Consider the following 295-nt stretch of genomic DNA (forward strand, 5'->3'; position numbering starts at 1 on the left):
ATACATTTCCTCAACAGTCGGTATAAAAAGGAGATCTACTCCATATGATTCGGCTAATTGAATATCTCGTTTCTCATCTCGTGGATACCGGCCAAAGTCTTCATTTTCACCCAATTGCAAAGGATTTACAAAGATACTAACTGCGACAATGTCATTTTCTTTTTTTGCCTCTTCTATTAATTGAAGATGCCCTTTATGAAAATACCCCATCGTAGGAGCAAAACCAATCGACCGTATATTTTCTTTGTGCATCAGCGTCTCTTTTTGCATTTCCGCAATAGAACGAATAATTTTC

At 36.9% G+C, this 295-nt stretch carries 1 protein-coding gene; it reads right to left on the reverse strand.

The annotated features are described in order from the left end of the window. Nucleotides 1-291 (reverse strand): pantoate--beta-alanine ligase (locus JKP73_RS22740; protein ID WP_267903283.1); only part of this gene is annotated, 291 nt, incomplete at its 3' end. Nucleotides 292-295: the final 4 nt, after the last annotated feature.

The organism is Virgibacillus salexigens (assembly GCF_014905415.1).
GTDB classification, from domain to species: Bacteria; Bacillota; Bacilli; order Bacillales; family Amphibacillaceae; genus Virgibacillus; species Virgibacillus salexigens.